Origin of the sequence: Kitasatospora sp. NPDC048540, assembly GCF_040651175.1 — a bacterium.
Lineage (GTDB): Bacteria > Actinomycetota > Actinomycetes > Streptomycetales > Streptomycetaceae > Kitasatospora.
On sequence record NZ_JBEZIR010000180.1, the window covers coordinates 1 to 13,694 of the forward strand.

Genomic DNA, 13,694 nt, shown 5'->3' on the forward strand with positions numbered 1-13,694 from the left:
GCCGGTGAGGAACTCCCGGTTCACCGGGTCGAGCACGTACTCCTCGGTCAGCTTCTCGTACATCCAGTCCGCGACCATGGCGCCCCGTGCGGGGCGCCCCGGCCGTCTCACTGGCCCTGCGAGGACGCTCAGGCGTCCTTGTTCTTCTCCAGCGCGGCGATCGCCCGCGCGGTGACCTCGTCCACCTTGCCGAGGGCCGGGATGGTCACCAGCAGGCCCTGCTGCGCGTAGTAGTCGATGATCGGCTCGGTCTCCGTGTGGTAGACCTCCAGCCGGGTCCGCACCTTATCCTCGGTGTCGTCCGGACGCTGGTACAGCTCGCCGCCGCACTCGTCGCAGACGCCCTCCTCCTTCGACGGGTTGTAGACCACGTGGTAGACGTGGCCCCCGTCGTTGCGGCAGAGCCGGCGCCCGGCGATCCGGTTGACGACCTCGTCCTCCGGCACCTCCAGGTCCAGCACGCCGTCCAGGGAGATGGCCTGCTCGGCCAGGAACTCGTCCAGGGCCTTGGCCTGGCCGATGTTCCGCGGGAAGCCGTCGAGCAGGAAGCCGCCCGCGGCGTCCGCCTGGAGCATCCGGTCCTTGGCCATCCCGATGGTGACCTCGTCCGGTACCAGACGGCCCTCGTTCATGTACGCCTTCGCCTCGAGCCCCAGCGGGGTGCCCTGGCTGATGTTGGCGCGGAACAGGTCTCCGGTGGAGATGTGCGGGATGGACAGGGTCTTGGCCAGGACGTGCGCCTGAGTACCCTTCCCGGCCCCGGGAGGCCCGACGAGGACGATTCGCATCAGCGGAGGAACCCTTCGTAGTTACGCTGCTGGAGTTGGCTCTCGATCTGCTTGACAGTTTCGAGGCCCACGCCGACGACGATGAGGACGCTGGTGCCGCCGAACGGGAAGTTGGTCTGCTGTCCGAAGGCGACCAGGGCGATCATCGGGATCAACGCGATCAGACCCAGGTAGAGCGAACCCGGCCACGTGATACGGGTGAGCACGTAGTTCAGGTACTCGGCCGTCGGTCGGCCGGCCCGGATCCCCGGGATGAACCCACCATACTTCTTCATATTGTCGGCAACTTCTTCGGGGTTGAAGGAGATGGCCACGTAGAAGAAAGCGAAGAACACGATCAGCACGAAGTACGTGATCATGTAGACCGGGTGGTCGCCCTTGACGAAGTTGGTCCGGATCCAGGTCGCCCAGCCCGCCTGGCTGTTGGTGAGCTGGACCACCAGCGCCGGGATGTAGAGCAGCGAGGACGCGAAGATGACCGGGATCACACCCGCCTGGTTGACCTTGAGCGGGATGTAGGTCGAGGTCCCGCCGAACGCCTTCCGGCCGATCATGCGCTTCGCGTACTGCACCGGGATCCGGCGCTGCGCCTGCTCCACGAAGATGACCAGGCCGACCACGACGATGCCGACCGCGATGACCGCGAAGAACTCGACCCAGCCGCCGCCGATGGTGCCGGACTGCTTGATCGCCCACATCGAGCCGGGGAAGCCGGCCGCGATCGAGGTGAAGATCAGGATGGACATGCCGTTGCCGATGCCGCGGTCGGTGATCAGCTCACCGAGCCACATGATCACCGTGGTGCCCGCGGTCATGGTGATGACCATGGTGGCGATCCGGAAGACGGACTGGTCCGGCACGACCTGGTCGGCGTAGGCGCAGCCACTGAACAGGGCGCCGCTGGAGGCCGTCGCGACGATGCCGGTGCCCTGGAGCACGGCGAGCGCGATGGTCAGGTAGCGGGTGTACTGGGTGATCTTCGCGGTACCGGCCTGCCCCTCCTTCTTCAGCGCCTCGAGCCGCGGGATCACCACGGTCAGGAGCTGGAGGATGATGCTGGCCGTGATGTACGGCATGATCCCGAGCGCGAAGATCGTCAGCTGGAGCAGCGCGTTACCACTGAAGAGGTTCACCAGGGCGAACAGGCCGCCCGGCTTGTCCTGCAGACACTGGTTCACGGCGACAAAGTTGACGCCCGGTACGGGAATGTGCGCGCCCGCCCTGAACAGCACCATGATGCCCAGCGTGAACAGCAGCTTCTTGCGCAGGTCGGGCGTCTGGAACGCCCGCGCGAACGCACTGAGCACGGTGCCTCCTGCGCCTCCCGCACATCGTCGGCGGGAGGGTCGGTCCTGAATGGGGAGAGTGGATTGCGAGCCCCGGTAGGGGCCGGCACAGGCAAGCCTGGCGCCAGCGTACAAGGGAACTCCACGGACTCTAACAGTGCACGGGCATCAGGCAGAAGCTTGAGCCGCCGCTCCCCCACTGACGGGGGACGGCTTGCCCGGTTTTGGCACACAATTCGCCCACAAATACAGCGAGCCCCGCACCCCCCTTTCGGGAAGTGCGGGGCTCGATGGTCAGCAGGCTCAGAGGAGCTCGGTGACGGTGCCGCCGGCGGCGGTGATCTTCTCGGCCGCGGAGCCGGAGACGGCGTCGACCGTCACCTGCAGCGCCACCGCGATGTCGCCCTGGCCGAGGACCTTGACGAGCTCGTTCTTGCGAACGGCGCCCTTCGCGACCAGGTCGGCCACGGTGACCTCGCCACCCTGCGGGTAGAGCTCGGCCAGCTTGTCCAGGTTCACGACCTGGAACTGCTTGTGGGCCGGGTTCTTGAAGCCCTTCAGCTTCGGCAGGCGCATGTGGAGGGGCATCTGGCCACCCTCGAAGCGCTGCGGAACCTGGTAGCGGGCCTTGGTGCCCTTGGTACCACGACCTGCGGTCTTACCCTTGGAACCCTCACCACGACCCACACGGATCTTGGCGGTCTTGGCACCCGGGGCAGGCTTCAGGTTGTGGACCTTCAGCGGATTGTCCGCCATGTCAGTCAACCTCCTCGACCGTGACGAGGTGACGGACAGTCTGGGCCATCCCGCGGATCTCGGGACGGTCCTCCTTCACGACCACGTCGTTCATCCGCTTGAGACCAAGCGAACGAAGGGTTTCACGGTGGTTCTGCTTGCTACCGATGTAGGACTTGGTCTGCGTGATCTTGAGGCGAGCCATCAGGCGCTCACCCCTGCAGCACGCGCCCGCAGCAGAGCGGCGGGAGCCACGTCCTCCAGCGGCAGGCCACGGCGGGCGGCGATCTCCTCGGGGCGCACGAGGCCCTTCAGGGCAGCCACGGTGGCGTGCACGATGTTGATCGCGTTGTCCGAGCCGAGCGACTTCGACAGGATGTCGTGAACGCCGGCGCACTCCAGGACGGCACGCACCGGGCCACCGGCGATAACACCGGTACCGGGGGACGCCGGCTTCAGCAGCACGACGCCGGCGGCCTTCTCGCCCTGGATCGGGTGCGGAATGGTGCCCTGGATACGGGGGACCTTGAAGAAGTTCTTCTTGGCCTCCTCAACGCCCTTGGCGATGGCGGCCGGAACCTCCTTCGCCTTGCCGTATCCGACACCCACGGTGCCGTCACCGTCGCCCACCACGACCAGCGCGGTGAAGCTGAAACGACGACCACCCTTGACAACCTTGGCGACACGGTTGATCGCTACGACGCGCTCAACGTAAGCGGTCTTCTCGACGGCGGGAGCGTTGCCCCGGTCGTCACGCTTACGGTCACGCCGCTCGCCACCGCCGGTGCCGCCGCCGGCGCCGCTACCGCGGCGCTGGGGTCCAGCCATTGGAATTACCTCTCTCGATTACGTCCGTCGACTAGGCCGACGAGCGGGCTTAGAAGTCGAGCCCGGCCTCACGGGCCGCGTCCGCCAGGGCGGCGATGCGGCCGGCGTACCGGTTGCCCGCGCGGTCGAAGACGACCGACTCGATGCCGGCGGCCTTGGCGCGCTCGGCGACCAGGCTTCCGACCTTCTTGGCCAGCTCGGTCTTGTCGCCCTCGTTGCCACGGATGGAAACATCGAGGGTGGACGCCGACGCCAGGGTGTGACCCTTGGCGTCGTCGATGACCTGGGCGACCATGTGACGGTTCGAGCGCGTCACAACGAGGCGCGGACGCACCTCGGTGCCGACGACGCGCTTGCGAACGCGGATGGCGCGGCGCTTGCGGGCGGCGTTCTTGTAGGCGTTGCCCTTGCCGATCTTGACAGAGACGCTCATCGCTTACTTACCACTCTTTCCGACCTTGCGGCGGATGACCTCGCCCGCGTACTTGACGCCCTTGGCCTTGTACGGGTCAGGCTTGCGCAGCTTGCGGATCTTGGCCGAAACCTCGCCGACCAGCTGCTTGTCGATCCCGTCCACGTGGAACTTGGTGGGCGACTCGACCACGAAGGAGATGCCCTCCGGGGCCTCGATCAGGATCGGGTGGCTGTAGCCGAGCTGGAACTCCATGGCGGAGCCCTTCGCAGCGACTCGGTAACCAACACCGCTGATCTCCAGCGACTTGCGGTAGCCCGCGGTCACGCCGGTGATCATGTTCGCCACCAGCGTCCGCGACAGGCCGTGCAGGGCCTTCGACTGACGCTCGTCGTTCGGGCGGGAGACGAGCAGAGTGCCGTCCTCGCCCTTGCCGATCTCGATCGGCGCGGCGACGACGTGGGTGAGGGAGCCCTTGGGGCCCTTCACCGACACCTCGCGGCCATCGATGGTGACGTCCACGCCGGCGGGAACCGGGATGGGCAGCCGTCCAATGCGAGACATTGCTGTACCTCCGTTTCCCGAATTACCAGACGTAGGCGAGAACTTCTCCGCCTACGCCCTTCTTGGCGGCCTGCTTGTCGGTGAGGAGACCCGAGGACGTGGAGATGATCGCCACGCCCAGGCCGCCGAGCACCTTCGGCAGGTTGGTGGACTTTGCGTAAACACGCAGACCCGGCTTGCTGATGCGCTTGATGCCGGCAATGGAGCGCTCACGGTTCGGGCCGAACTTGAGCTCGATGGTCAGCTTCTTGCCGACCTCGCCCTCAACCGGCTCCTCAACCTTGTAGGAGGAGATGTACCCCTCCTGCTGCAGGATCTCGGCGACGTGCGCCTTGATCTTGCTGGCCGGCATCGCCACGGTGTCGTGGTACGCCGAGTTCGCGTTACGCAGACGCGTGAGCATGTCTGCGATGGGGTCGGTCATGGTCATGATGGCCTCAGGCCTCTCTCGCCACAGTTTCTCCGCGCCAGGTCCCCCTCCGCGCACTCGCAAAAGAGTGCGAAAGGGGCACAAGCGCAGGGGACTTGCGGCGTAGTAAGACTGGGTGCGAGCCCTCGTGAGAGAGCCGCGAGCACCTATAGGAGATGCCGCGGCAGGGGGCCCGACCCCACCACCTTACGGGATTCCGAACGGAGACCCAAAAGTGGGGGGCCGGGCACCACTGCGTCGCGTAGCTGTGTGCCTAGCGCGCCCGGATTACCAGGAGCTCTTGGTCACACCCGGCAGCTCGCCGCGGTGCGCCATCTCACGGAGGCACACACGGCACAGGCCGAACTTGCGGTAGACAGAGTGCGGACGACCGCACCGCTGGCAACGGGTGTAGGCCCGCACGCCGAACTTCGGCTTGCGCTCGGCCTTTGCGATCAGGGCCTTCTTCGCCATGCTCACGCCTCCTTGAACGGGAAGCCCAGGGCACGCAGCAGCGCCCGGCCTTCATCGTCGGTCTGAGCGGTGGTCACGACGGTGATGTCCATACCGCGCTGACGGTCGACCTTGTCCTGGTCGATCTCGTGGAACATGACCTGCTCGGTGAGACCGAAGGTGTAGTTGCCACGGCCGTCGAACTGCTTGGGCGAGAGGCCGCGGAAGTCACGGATACGCGGCAGCGCCAGCGACACCAGACGGTCCACGAACTCCCACATGCGGTCACCACGGAGGGTGACGTGGGCGCCGATCGGCTGACCCTCGCGCAGCTTGAACTGCGCGATGGACTTGCGGGCCTTGGTCACGGCCGGCTTCTGGCCGGTGATCGCGGTCAGGTCCTTGATCGCGCCCTCGATCAGCTTGCTGTCACGGGCCGCCTCGCCGACACCCATGTTGACCACGACCTTGACCAGGCCGGGGATCAGCATGACGTTCTCGTACGAGAACTGCTCGTGCAGCTGGCCCTTGATCTCGGAGTTGTAACGCTCCTTGAGGCGGGGGGCCACCTTCTCAACAGTCGTCTCAGACATCAGATGTCCTCACCGGTCCGCTTGGCAACGCGGATCTTGTTGCCCTCGTCGTCGAAGCGGTAACCAACGCGGGTGACGACCTTCTTGCCGTCCTTCTCAACGACCAGCTGGACGTTGGAGACGTGCACCGGGGCCTCGACGGTGACGATGCCACCCTGGGTGCCCGGGCCCGGCTTGGTGTGCTTCTTGACCCGGTTCACACCCTCGACGAGGACCTTGTTCTCGGCGGGCAGGGCCTGGATGACCTTGCCCTGCTTGCCGCGGTCCTTGCCGGTGATGACCTGAACCAGGTCACCCTTCTTGATCTTCATGCTGTTCGCCATGGGTTAGAGCACCTCCGGCGCCAGCGAGATGATCTTCATGAACTTCTTGTCACGCAGCTCGCGGCCCACCGGGCCGAAGATGCGGGTGCCACGGGGGTCACCATCGGTGTTCTTCAGAACAACCGCAGCGTTCTCGTCGAAACGGATGTACGAGCCATCCGGACGACGACGCTCCTTGACGGTGCGAACGATGACGCACTTGACGACGTCACCCTTCTTCACCGAACCGCCGGGGATCGCGTCCTTGACGGTGGCGACGATGACGTCCCCGATACCGGCGTAGCGGCGACCGGAGCCACCGAGAACACGGATGCAAAGGATCTCCTTGGCACCAGTGTTGTCGGCGACGCGCAGTCGCGACTCCTGCTGGATCACAGCTTTCTCCTGATCGTCAACGAGAGTCGACGGGCCGGCCGCTGCTCACTCGATCGTCTCTCGACATCGAGCACATACGGCCGTACCACATCGGCTTCGTTACTTGGCCTTCTCGAGGATCTCGACGACGCGCCAGCGCTTCGTCGCGGACAGCGGGCGGGTCTCCATCAGGAGGACCCGGTCGCCGATGCCGCAAGCGTTCTGCTCGTCGTGCGCCTTCAGCTTGTTCGTACGGCGGATGACCTTGCCGTACAGAGCGTGCTTGACGCGGTCCTCGACGGCGACGACGACGGTCTTGTCCATCTTGTCGCTGACGACGAGACCCTCACGGGTCTTGCGGAAACCGCGCGTCTCGTTGGTGTTCTCAGTCATCAGGCGTTCTCCACCGTCTCGATGCCCAGCTCGCGCTCGCGCATCAGGGTGTAGATCCGCGCGATGTCCTTACGGACGAGCTTGAGCCGTCCGTGGTTGTCGAGCTGCCCGGTCGCCGCCTGGAAGCGGAGGTTGAACAGCTCCTCCTTGGCCTCGCGGAGCTTGGCAACGAGACCCTCGTTGTCCAGCTCGCGCAGCTCAGCAGCCTTGGTGCCGGCCGACATCAGCTCTCACCTGCCTCGCGCCGGACAATCCGGCACTTCATCGGGAGCTTGTGAGCTGCGCGGGTCAGCGCCTCACGAGCCACCTTCTCGTTGGGGTACGACAGCTCGAACATGACCCGACCCGGGTGCACGTTCGCGATCCACCACTCGGGCGAACCCTTACCGGAACCCATGCGGGTCTCGGCCGGCTTCTTGGTGAGCGGGCGGTCCGGGTAGATGTTGATCCAGACCTTGCCACCACGGCGGATGTGACGGGTGATCGCGATACGAGCGGACTCGATCTGACGGTTCGTCACGTAGGCCGGGGTGACGGCCTGGATGCCGTACTCGCCGAACGCGAGCTCGGTGCCACCCTTGGCAGCGCCACGGCGCTTGGGGTGGTGCTGCTTGCGGTGCTTGACCCTACGAGGGATCAGCATGGGGTCAGGCCTCCGTTCCGGTGTTCTCAGCAGCCGGAGCCTCGGTCACCGGGGCCGAAGCCTCGGTGCCCTGCGGGCGACGGCCACGGCCACCGCGCTCGCCACCACGGGCGCCGCCACGCTCGCCACGCGCGGGGCGGGCGTCGTTGCGGGCCGGGCGGTTGCCCGAGCGGGCAGCAGCGTTCTCAGCGCGGACCTCGGCGATGTTCTTGACGTCGCCCTTGTAGATCCAGACCTTCACGCCGATGCGGCCGAAGGTGGTCTTGGCCTCGAAGAAGCCGTAGTCGACGTTCGCACGAAGGGTGTGCAGCGGCACACGGCCCTCGCGGTAGAACTCCGAACGGCTCATCTCGGCGCCGCCGAGACGACCGGAGCACTGGACCTTGATGCCCTTGGCGCCGGCCTTCATGGTCGACTGCATGCTCTTACGCATGGCGCGACGGAAGGAGACGCGGGAGGACAGCTGCTCCGCGACGCCCTGAGCCACGAGCTGGGCGTCCAGCTCGGGGTTCTTGACCTCGAGGATGTTCAGCTGGACCTGCTTGCCGGTCAGCTTCTCCAGGTTGCCCCGGATCTTGTCGGCCTCCGCGCCGCGGCGGCCGATGACGATGCCCGGACGCGCGGTGTGGATGTCGACGCGGACGCGGTCGCGGGTGCGCTCGATCTCGACCTTCGAGATGCCGGCCCGCTCCATGCCCTTCGTCATCATGCGACGAATGGCAACGTCTTCCTTGACGTAGTCCTTGTACAGCTTGTCGGCGTACCAGCGGGACTTGAAGTCCGTGCTGATGCCGAGGCGGAACCCGTGCGGGTTAACCTTCTGGCCCATTACCGGGTCCCTTCCTTGCTGCTGACGACCACGGTGATGTGGCTGGTCCGCTTGCGGATCCGGTAGGCACGGCCCTGGGCACGCGGGCGGAACCGCTTCAGGGTCGGGCCCTCGTCAACGTACGCCTCGGAGATCACGAGGTCGTCCACGTTGTTGTGGTTGTAGTTGTGCACGGCGTTGGCGATGGCGCTGTCGAGCACCTTGCCGACCGGCACGGTTGCGGCCTGCGGAGCGAAACGCAGGACCGCCTGGGCCTCCGTGGCGTTCAGGCCACGGATGAGGTCCACCACGCGGCGGGCCTTCATGGGCGTGACGCGGATGTACCGCGCCTGGGCCCTGGCTTCCATGGTTGTCCCCTTGCTGGTGTAAGTCATTGAGTCTTGCTGGCGCTCAAGCTCGCGACGCTTAGCGACGCTTCGACTTGCGGTCTTCCTTCACGTGCCCCTTGAAGGTGCGCGTGGGGGCGAACTCGCCGAGCTTGTGGCCGACCATCGACTCGGTGACGAACACCGGGACGTGCTTGCGGCCATCGTGAACCGCGATCGTGTGGCCGAGCATGGCCGGGAAGATCACGGAACGACGGGACCAGGTCTTGATGACGTTCTGGGTGCCCGCCTCGTTCTGCGCGTCCACCTTCTTGAGAAGGTGGCCGTCGATGAAGGGGCCCTTCTTGAGACTGCGCGGCATCTGACCTGCTCCTAGCGCTTCTTGTTGGTCTTGCGGCGGCGCACGATGAGCTTGTCCGACGCCTTGTTCGGGCGACGGGTGCGGCCCTCGGGCTTGCCCCACGGCGAGACCGGGTGACGACCACCGGAGGTCTTACCCTCACCACCACCGTGCGGGTGGTCGATCGGGTTCATGGCGACACCACGCACGGTCGGGCGGACGCCCTTCCAGCGCATACGGCCGGCCTTGCCCCAGTTGATGTTCGACTGCTCGGCGTTGCCGACCTCGCCGATGGTGGCGCGGCAGCGGGCGTCGACCAGGCGGATCTCACCGGAGGGCATGCGCAGGTGCGCCATGCGACCCTCACGGGCGAGGAGCTGGATGCCGGCACCGGCGGAGCGGGCCATCTTGGCACCGCCACCGGGACGGAGCTCCACCGCGTGGATGGTGGTACCAACCGGGATGTTGCGCAGCGGCAGGTTGTTGCCCGGCTTGATGTCGGCCGCGGGGCCGTTCTCGATCCGGTCACCCTGAGCAACGCCGCGGGGGGCGATGATGTAGCGCTTCTCGCCGTCCGCGTAGTGCAGGAGCGCGATGCGCGCGGTGCGGTTCGGGTCGTACTCGATGTGAGCGACCTTGGCCGGCACGCCGTCCTTGTCGTGACGACGGAAGTCGATCACGCGGTAGGCGCGCTTGTGGCCGCCACCCTGGTGGCGAGCGGTGACACGACCGGCGTTGTTACGGCCGCCCTTGCTGTGCAGCGGGCGAACCAGCGACTTCTCCGGCGTGGACCGCGTGATTTCGACGAAGTCGGCCACGCTGGAGCCACGGCGGCCCGGCGTAGTCGGCTTGTACTTGCGGATACCCATTTTCGTCCTCGTCCTTATCGACGATCACGACCCCGTCAGGCGGAGGCCGGACCACCGAAGATGTCGATGCGGTTGCCCTCGGCCAGCGTCACGATGGCGCGCTTGGTGTCCTTGCGCTTGCCAAAGCCCGTCTTGGAGCGCTTGCGCTTGCCCTGACGGTTGAGCGTGTTGACGGCCTCGACCTTGACCGAGAAGACCGCCTCGACGGCCTGCTTGATCTGGGTCTTGTTGGCACCCGGCGACACGATGAACGTGTACTTGTTCTCGTCGAGGAGCGAGTAGCTCTTCTCGGAGATGACCGGCTTCACCAGGACGTCACGCGGGTCCGTGTACGTCTTGCTCGTGATCTCTGCAGCCATCAGGCGGCGCTCCCTTCGAGCTCGCCCTCAGCGGCAACAGCCTTGGCGGACGCGGCCGGACCGGCCACGAAACGCTCGAAGGCAGCCTGGGTGAAGACCACATCGTCGGAGACGAGCACGTCGTAGGTGTTCAGCTGGCCGGCGTCCAGGATGTGCACGTTCGGCAGGTTGCGAGCGGACTTGAGGCCCAGCTCGTCCGCACGCTCGACGACCAGGAGGACGTTCTTGCGGTCGGTGATCTTGCCGAACAGACCCTTGGCGGCCTTGGTCGACGGCGCCTCGGTCGCGACCACGTCGGTGACGACGTGGATGCGGTTGTGGCGGGCCCGGTCGGTGAGCGCACCGCGCAGGGCGGCAGCGATCATCTTCTTCGGGGTCCGCTGCGAGTAGTCACGCGGCACGGGACCGTGCACGACGCCACCGCCGGCGAACTGCGGCGCACGGGTCGAGCCCTGACGGGCGCGGCCGGTGCCCTTCTGGCGGTACGGCTTCTTGCCGCCGCCGCGGACCTCGCCACGGGTCTTGGTCTTGTGGGTGCCCTGACGGGCGGCAGCGAGCTGCGCCACGACGACCTGGTGCATCAGCGGGATGCTGACCTTGGCGTCGAAGATCTCGGCGGGCAGCTCGAGGCTGCCGGCCTTGTCGCCGGCCGGCGACAGGATGTCAATGGTGCTCATATCCTCACAGCCCCTTCGCCGCGGTGCGGACGAGGACGAGGCCGCCGTTCGGGCCCGGGATTGCGCCCTTGATCAGGAGCAGGCCCTTCTCCGCGTCAACGGCGTGCACGGTCAGGTTCTGGGTGGTCACACGCTCGTGGCCCATCCGACCCGCCATCCGCATGCCCTTGAACACGCGACCCGGGGTGGCGCAGCCACCGATGGAACCGGGCGAACGGTGCTTGCGCTGGGTGCCGTGACCGGCGCCGAGGCCCTTGAAGTTGTGACGCTTCATGACACCGGCGAAGCCCTTGCCCTTGGAGGTGCCGGTCACGTCGACCTTGACACCCGCCTCGAACAGCTCAGCGGTGATCTCCTGGCCGAGGGTGTACTCGGACGCGTCCGAGGTACGCAGCTCGACCAGGTGGCGGCGCGGGGTGACACCGGCCTTGGCGAAGTGGCCCGCGAGGGGCTTGTTCACCTTGCGGGGGTCGATCTCGCCGAAGCCGATCTGCACGGCGTCGTAGCCGCTCGCGCTGTCGGCGGTGTGGACCTGGGTCACGACATTGGGCCCGGCCTTGACGACGGTCACCGGAACGATCCGGTTGTTCTCGTCCCAGACCTGGGTCATGCCGAGCTTCTCGCCCAGGATGCCCTTAATCTGCTTTGCCATCTTCGTCGCGCCTCTCAGAGCTTGATCTCGATGTCGACGCCGGCCGGAAGGTCGAGGCGCATCAGCGAGTCAACGGTCTTCGGGGTCGGGTCGAGGATGTCGATCAGACGCTTGTGAGTGCGCATCTCGAAGTGCTCGCGCGAGTCCTTGTACTTGTGCGGCGAGCGGATGACGCAGTACACGTTCTTCTCAGTGGGCAGCGGCACCGGGCCCGCGACCTGCGCACCAGTGCGAATGACGGTCTCGACGATCTTCTTCGCCGAGGAGTCAATCACCTCGTGGTCGTAGGCCTTGAGCCGGATGCGGATCTTCTGTCCCGCCATGGCTACTCAGTAGTCCTTTGTCTCGTCTGCTGCTTCTACTGCCGGATTCGTCCGGGTGGACTGGTCCGGTGGCGCCCCTGGGTGGTTGCCGTCCGACCCACGCGGTCGGGCGTGTCGCACTCCCGCTTGCAAAAAATCCGATCAGGGTTCCCCCTGGATCAGATTTCCGCCGGTTCGGCAGGTCTTGCACCCACCAGGCGCCGGATCGAGGCCCCGCACACGCTTCCCGGAAGATTCCCGTACGTCCGCCCCGCAGCTGCCGCGGTGTCGACTACACACCACTGCATTCACATACAGCACGTGAACACATGAACGGCCATCACGGGAACGACGAGTACATGGGACTCGCTTCCGGTCCTCCCGACGGGAGGCGCGCAGCATCGGCACTCAACCGAGCAACTTGGACATACTGCCACACCTGGCGTTCGGAAAGCCAATCGGGGCCGTCCGGGTCACCTGTCCCACGGGGCCTTGCGGCCGCAGACCGCGGGCCAGTCGCCGGCCGGGACGCCGCCGCACCACAGGTCCTTGTCGTCGTCCGCGTCCTGGCCGAAGTAGGAGATGTCGACCGGGTCGCAGACGGGCACCGGCGAGTGCGCGGGGCAGCTGCCGTCCGGCCGCTGCACGGTGTGGGCGCGCCAGGCGTCGAGGCCCATGGTGCCCTTCGAGGGGTCCTCCGGCAGGTAGCGGTTGACCGACCAGGAGGCGCTCATGGTGGCGAACAGCGCGAGCGCGCAGACCATGCCGGCCGCCAGCCGCCGGACCGCCCGGCCCGGGATCACCTGGGTCGAGCCCCTGGCGGCCAGCACCCGGTTGCCCCAGCCGGTCCCCCGGTCCACCGCCGCCATCAGGCCCAGCACCGCCAGGATCATCAGGCAGTACATGATGATCCACGTCGTCCGCGGGTACAGCTGGATCGCCTTGTTGTGCGCCATGTGCGAGGCGAACCAGAACCGCATCAGCCACGCACCCGCCAGCGTCGCCGCCGCCGCCCGCACCGCGATGTTCCTCAGCCCCAGACCGATGCCCAGCCCCACACCCGCGATCAGCAGCAGCGCGAACCCGGTCTGGCCGGCCAGCTCACCGGCCACCGGCCAGGTGTGGAAGTCCAGCGTCCCGGACCGGTCCGAGGCCCAGCCCAGCACGTACGCCGGATCGACGTACACCCCGAGGTAGGCGTAGCGGTCCGGTACCCCGGCGCCCAGCTTGACGATCTCGTACAGCAGCGGCGCGCCCACCACCGCCGCGGAGACCGCCGTGGTGGCGGCCAGGAGCAGGGCCCGCAGCACCGCCGTCCCGCCGCGGCGCCAGGGGAACACCGCGAGCGCGAGCAGGAGGACGCCGGGCGCCGCCCACAGGTACCAGCCCGAGTACCACAGGAACATCAGCCCGAACACCGCACCGAACCCCAGCCCCCGCAGCACCCCCGCCCGGACCGAGAACTCCCCACTGCGCCGCAGCTGCCGCAGGCACGCCGCCAGCAGCGGAACCAGCATGATCATCACAACATGGCTGTACGGCCGGATCGGATCCAGGAA

At 66.7% G+C, this 13,694-nt stretch carries 24 protein-coding genes; all 24 read right to left on the minus strand.

Annotated elements, in window-relative coordinates; translation table 11 throughout:
* Positions 1 to 128: 128 nt before the first annotated feature.
* On the minus strand, positions 129 to 788 hold the full coding sequence (locus tag AB0D08_RS37755; RefSeq protein ID WP_033824219.1) for an adenylate kinase: 660 nt from the start codon (positions 786 to 788) through the stop codon (positions 129 to 131).
* Complete coding sequence (gene secY, locus AB0D08_RS37760; RefSeq protein WP_359894882.1) at positions 788 to 2,095, minus strand: preprotein translocase subunit SecY; 1,308 nt, start codon at positions 2,093 to 2,095, stop codon at positions 788 to 790. The genes AB0D08_RS37755 and secY overlap by 1 nt, the downstream gene beginning before the upstream one ends.
* 282 nt (positions 2,096 to 2,377) lie before the next feature.
* Positions 2,378 to 2,830 (minus strand): 50S ribosomal protein L15, encoded by a 453-nt coding sequence (rplO, locus tag AB0D08_RS37765; RefSeq protein ID WP_035981609.1) that lies wholly within the window; start codon positions 2,828 to 2,830, stop codon positions 2,378 to 2,380.
* 1 nt (position 2,831) lies between these two features.
* Positions 2,832 to 3,014 (minus strand): 50S ribosomal protein L30, encoded by a 183-nt coding sequence (gene rpmD, locus AB0D08_RS37770; protein ID WP_033824221.1) that lies wholly within the window; start codon positions 3,012 to 3,014, stop codon positions 2,832 to 2,834.
* Positions 3,014 to 3,637, minus strand: coding sequence for a 30S ribosomal protein S5 (gene rpsE / locus AB0D08_RS37775; protein ID WP_033824222.1), 624 nt, complete (start codon positions 3,635 to 3,637; stop codon positions 3,014 to 3,016). Before rpsE ends, rpmD begins: the two co-directional genes overlap by 1 nt.
* A 49-nt stretch (positions 3,638 to 3,686) precedes the next feature.
* Entirely contained in the window at positions 3,687 to 4,070 is a 384-nt protein-coding gene (gene rplR / locus AB0D08_RS37780) for a 50S ribosomal protein L18 (RefSeq protein ID WP_035981611.1), read from the minus strand.
* A gap of 3 nt (positions 4,071 to 4,073) precedes the next feature.
* Positions 4,074 to 4,613: a 50S ribosomal protein L6 gene (rplF, locus tag AB0D08_RS37785; RefSeq protein WP_033824223.1), complete on the minus strand. Its 540-nt coding sequence runs from the start codon at positions 4,611 to 4,613 to the stop codon at positions 4,074 to 4,076.
* Between the two features lie 22 nt (positions 4,614 to 4,635).
* Entirely contained in the window at positions 4,636 to 5,043 is a 408-nt protein-coding gene (gene rpsH / locus AB0D08_RS37790; protein WP_033824224.1) for a 30S ribosomal protein S8, read from the minus strand.
* Between the two features lie 267 nt (positions 5,044 to 5,310).
* The gene (locus AB0D08_RS37795) at positions 5,311 to 5,496 is read right to left on the minus strand and encodes a type Z 30S ribosomal protein S14 (RefSeq protein WP_030263476.1); all 186 of its coding nucleotides are present in this window, start codon (positions 5,494 to 5,496) and stop codon (positions 5,311 to 5,313) included.
* Positions 5,497 to 5,498: 2 nt separating this feature from the next.
* Complete coding sequence (rplE, locus tag AB0D08_RS37800) at positions 5,499 to 6,068, minus strand: 50S ribosomal protein L5 (RefSeq protein ID WP_033824225.1); 570 nt, start codon at positions 6,066 to 6,068, stop codon at positions 5,499 to 5,501.
* Positions 6,068 to 6,379, minus strand: a complete 312-nt coding sequence (rplX, locus tag AB0D08_RS37805; protein ID WP_148644962.1) for a 50S ribosomal protein L24 — start codon at positions 6,377 to 6,379, stop codon at positions 6,068 to 6,070. Before rplX ends, rplE begins: the two co-directional genes overlap by 1 nt.
* A 15-nt stretch (positions 6,380 to 6,394) precedes the next feature.
* Positions 6,395 to 6,766, minus strand: a complete 372-nt coding sequence (rplN, locus tag AB0D08_RS37810) for a 50S ribosomal protein L14 (RefSeq protein ID WP_030263487.1) — start codon at positions 6,764 to 6,766, stop codon at positions 6,395 to 6,397.
* A gap of 99 nt (positions 6,767 to 6,865) precedes the next feature.
* Complete coding sequence (rpsQ, locus tag AB0D08_RS37815; RefSeq protein ID WP_033824226.1) at positions 6,866 to 7,138, minus strand: 30S ribosomal protein S17; 273 nt, start codon at positions 7,136 to 7,138, stop codon at positions 6,866 to 6,868.
* Positions 7,138 to 7,362, minus strand: a complete 225-nt coding sequence (gene rpmC / locus AB0D08_RS37820; RefSeq protein ID WP_030055825.1) for a 50S ribosomal protein L29 — start codon at positions 7,360 to 7,362, stop codon at positions 7,138 to 7,140. Before rpmC ends, rpsQ begins: the two co-directional genes overlap by 1 nt.
* Entirely contained in the window at positions 7,362 to 7,781 is a 420-nt protein-coding gene (gene rplP, locus AB0D08_RS37825) for a 50S ribosomal protein L16 (RefSeq protein WP_033824227.1), read from the minus strand. Before rplP ends, rpmC begins: the two co-directional genes overlap by 1 nt.
* A 4-nt stretch (positions 7,782 to 7,785) precedes the next feature.
* Entirely contained in the window at positions 7,786 to 8,610 is an 825-nt protein-coding gene (gene rpsC / locus AB0D08_RS37830) for a 30S ribosomal protein S3 (RefSeq protein WP_033824228.1), read from the minus strand.
* Entirely contained in the window at positions 8,610 to 8,957 is a 348-nt protein-coding gene (gene rplV / locus AB0D08_RS37835) for a 50S ribosomal protein L22 (protein ID WP_033824229.1), read from the minus strand. The genes rpsC and rplV overlap by 1 nt, the downstream gene beginning before the upstream one ends.
* A 58-nt stretch (positions 8,958 to 9,015) precedes the next feature.
* Positions 9,016 to 9,297 (minus strand): 30S ribosomal protein S19, encoded by a 282-nt coding sequence (gene rpsS, locus AB0D08_RS37840; RefSeq protein WP_033824230.1) that lies wholly within the window; start codon positions 9,295 to 9,297, stop codon positions 9,016 to 9,018.
* Positions 9,298 to 9,308: 11 nt separating this feature from the next.
* Complete coding sequence (gene rplB / locus AB0D08_RS37845) at positions 9,309 to 10,145, minus strand: 50S ribosomal protein L2 (protein ID WP_033824231.1); 837 nt, start codon at positions 10,143 to 10,145, stop codon at positions 9,309 to 9,311.
* A gap of 35 nt (positions 10,146 to 10,180) precedes the next feature.
* A complete protein-coding gene (gene rplW / locus AB0D08_RS37850) occupies positions 10,181 to 10,507 on the minus strand; it encodes a 50S ribosomal protein L23 (RefSeq protein ID WP_149038535.1) in 327 nt (108 codons plus the stop codon).
* Complete coding sequence (gene rplD / locus AB0D08_RS37855; protein ID WP_033824233.1) at positions 10,504 to 11,181, minus strand: 50S ribosomal protein L4; 678 nt, start codon at positions 11,179 to 11,181, stop codon at positions 10,504 to 10,506. Before rplD ends, rplW begins: the two co-directional genes overlap by 4 nt.
* Positions 11,182 to 11,185: 4 nt before the next feature.
* Positions 11,186 to 11,833 carry a 50S ribosomal protein L3 gene (gene rplC, locus AB0D08_RS37860; RefSeq protein ID WP_033824234.1) on the minus strand — a complete coding sequence of 216 codons (648 nt, stop codon included), beginning with the start codon at positions 11,831 to 11,833 and terminating at the stop codon, positions 11,186 to 11,188.
* A 14-nt stretch (positions 11,834 to 11,847) separates the two neighbouring features.
* Entirely contained in the window at positions 11,848 to 12,156 is a 309-nt protein-coding gene (gene rpsJ, locus AB0D08_RS37865; RefSeq protein WP_012785157.1) for a 30S ribosomal protein S10, read from the minus strand.
* A 452-nt stretch (positions 12,157 to 12,608) separates the two neighbouring features.
* The coding region (locus tag AB0D08_RS37870; protein WP_359894888.1) for a hypothetical protein at positions 12,609 to 13,694 on the minus strand (1,086 nt) is incomplete at its 5' end.